Annotated in this window: 1 protein-coding gene; it reads right to left on the reverse strand. The window is 62.1% G+C overall.

Features of this window, described 5'->3' with window-relative positions; translation table 11 throughout:
* A partial coding sequence (locus DW49_RS0105360; protein WP_024421108.1) for a non-ribosomal peptide synthetase occupies window positions 1-3,041 on the reverse strand: 3,041 nt, incomplete at both ends.

A 3,041-nucleotide genomic window follows, 5' to 3' on the forward strand; every position in this document is an offset into this window, starting at 1 on the left:
AGTACCTGGGCTTCGATCAGATTGTGCAGGCAGTGTTCACTCGGGAATTGCGCAGCCGTGGCGTTCCAGTCACGCACAATCTGCTGCTGTTCGGCAGCGCCAAGCATCGGTACGTCAGCGATGCGCTGGCTGGCATTGGCGCAGATGGCCTGCAACAACGCGAGCCAGTGCCCGGCCATGCGCTCGATGGTGCTGCGCTCGAACAGCGCGGTGGCGTAGGTCAGGCCTGCGCTGAGGCCGCCGTCCTGTTCGGCGGTGTTCAGGGTCAGGTCGAACTGTGCCGGGTAGCTCTCCGACGTCAGTGCTTCAACCTGCAAACCGGGCAGTGCGCGCACTTCGGCGCTGGCCTGGCTCTGGTGGTTGAACATCACCTGGAACAGCGGGCTGTGGCTGAGGCTGCGTTGTGGCTGCAAGGCTTCGACCAGTTGCTCGAACGGCAGCTCCTGATGCGCCTGGGCTTGCAGCGCGGTGTGTTTGACCTGTTGCAGCAGCTCGCTGAAGGTGGTGTGCAGGTCGAATTCGGCGCGCAGCACCTGGGTGTTGACGAAGAAGCCGATCAGCCCTTCGGTTTCCGCGCGGGTGCGATTGGCAATCGGCACGCCGACGCGAATATCCGGCTGGCCGCTGTGGCGGTGCAGCAAGGTCTGGAACGACGCCAGCAACAGCATGAACAGTGTCACGCCCTGTTGCCGCGCGACCTGCTTCAAATCGTCGATCAACGCTGGCGCAAGCTCCACCGCCAATCGTGCACCGGCATGGCTTTGCACGACAGGGCGCGGGTGGTCAGCAGGCAGCTCAAGAATCGGCTGCTGGTCGCCCAACTGCTGTTTCCAATACGCCAGTTGCCGCGCCTGCTCACCGGCGTCCATCCAGCTGCGTTGCCACAGCGCGTAGTCGGCGTATTGCATGTCCAATTCAGCGAGCAGCACTTCGCGGCCCTGGCTGTAGCCTTCGTACAGGCGTACCAGTTCATCGACCATGATCGGCATCGACCAGCCATCGGAGACGATGTGGTGCTGGGTCAGGATCAGCACATGTTCATCGGCGGCCAGGTTCAACAGACGAACCCGCAACAGCGGCCCCTGCTCCAGATCGAACGGCCGCTGCATTTCCTGCTCCACGCAGGCTTCAAGGGTCTGCCCGGCGGGCACGGGCTCGACGGTCAGGGTCAAGGCACGCGGCGCATGGATAATCTGCACCGCCTGTTCGCCCTGCTGGCGGAAGGTGGTGCGCAGGGTTTCGTGGCGGGCAATCAATGCGCTGAAACTGTGTTCCAGCGCGGCAATGTCCAGCGAGCCGCTCAGGCGCAGGGCTGCAGGGATCGTGTAAGCGGTGCTTTCAGGGTCGAGCTGCCAGAGAAACCATTGACGCTGTTGCGCGTAAGACAGGCCCAGCGGTTGATTGCGATCAGCCTTGATGAAGCGCGGGGCGTCATTGCCCTGCCCTGCGCCCGCCGCGTGGGCAAAGGCTGCCAGATCGCGCGCTTCAAACAGGTCGCGCAACGACAGCTCGACGTCCAGTTGCTGACGAATACGCGAGATCACCTGCGTGGCCAGCAACGAATGGCCACCGAGTTCAAAGAAATTGTCGCTGCGACCGACTTGCTCGATTTTCAGCACATCGGCCCAGATCGCCGCCAGTTGCTGCTCCAATTCACCTTGCGGCGCGACATAGGCCGCTTGAAGCTGGCTGGCATCCGGCGCAGGCAGCGCTTTGCGGTCCAGCTTGCCGTTGGCGGTCAGGGGCAGCTTGTCGAGGATGATGAAGTGCGTGGGCACCATGTAATCCGGCAGATGCGCCCGGAGCTCGGCTTTCAGGGTTTCACGTAGAGCTTGTTGATCCTGATCAGGCTGAGTCGGCAGCAGATACGCCGCCAGTTGACCTTCCAGCGCCAGCACGATCACTTCGCGCACGGCCGGGTGCGCTTGCAGCCGCGCTTCAATTTCGCCCAGCTCAATGCGGAAACCGCGGATTTTCACTTGATGGTCGATACGCCCCGCGTATTCGATGGTTCCTGCGGTTTTATAGCGGGCCAGATCCCCGGTGCGGTACAGGCGACCGCCGTCGTTGGAGAACGGGTCCGGCACAAAGCGCTCGGCAGTCAACGCCGCACGATTGTGATAACCCCGCGCCAGACCGGCATGGCCGATGTGCAACTCGCCACTGCAACCCTGAGCGACCGGGCTGAAATCGGCGTCCAGTACGTACCACGACAGGTCCGGGATTGCCTCGCCAATCGGGCTGGCCGGATTGTGTGTATCGGCGAGGATGATTGGCCTGTAAGTCACATGCACGGTGGTTTCGGTGATGCCGTACATGTTGATCAGTTGCGGCGTTTGCTCGCCGAAGCGTGCGAACCAGGGTTTGAGGCTGGCGACGTCCAGCGCTTCGCCGCCGAAGATGACTTTTTGCAACGGTAACGCCGAAGTGGAATCGCAGGCCACACGCATCAACTGCTTGAACGCCGACGGCGTCTGGTTGAGCACCGTGACCTGCTGTTCAACCAGCAGCGCATGGAAGTCTTCCGGCGAACGGGTCACTTCGCGAGGCACGATTACCAGTCGGCCGCCGTGCAGCAGCGCGCCGAAAATCTCCCAGACCGAGAAGTCGAAGGAGAAGGAGTGGAACAGCGTCCAGACGTCTTTTTCGTTGAACTTGAACCAGTCGTCCGTAGCCGCAAACAGGCGCATCAGGTTGTGATGAGCGAGCAAGGTGCCTTTGGGTTTGCCGGTCGAGCCCGAGGTGTAGATCACGTAGGCCAGGTTGTCCGGCGTGGTCTGGTTGATCGGGTTTTCGGTGCTGTAACCGTCCAGCGCATCCGCCAGATCCAGCGTCTGAACGTGTGCAGGAATCGGCAACTGGCCCAGCAACTGCGCCTGGGTCAGCAACCATTCGATACCGCTGTCCTGCATCAGAAAGCTCAAGCGATCCTGCGGATAATCCGGGTCCAGCGGCACGTAAGCGCCCCCGGCCTTGAGGATCGCCAGCATGCCCACGATCATCTCCAGACTGCGCTCGGCGGCCAGCCCGACCCGAACATC

The sequence above is a fragment of the Pseudomonas avellanae BPIC 631 genome, assembly GCF_000444135.1.
Taxonomy (GTDB): domain Bacteria; phylum Pseudomonadota; class Gammaproteobacteria; order Pseudomonadales; family Pseudomonadaceae; genus Aquipseudomonas; species Aquipseudomonas avellanae.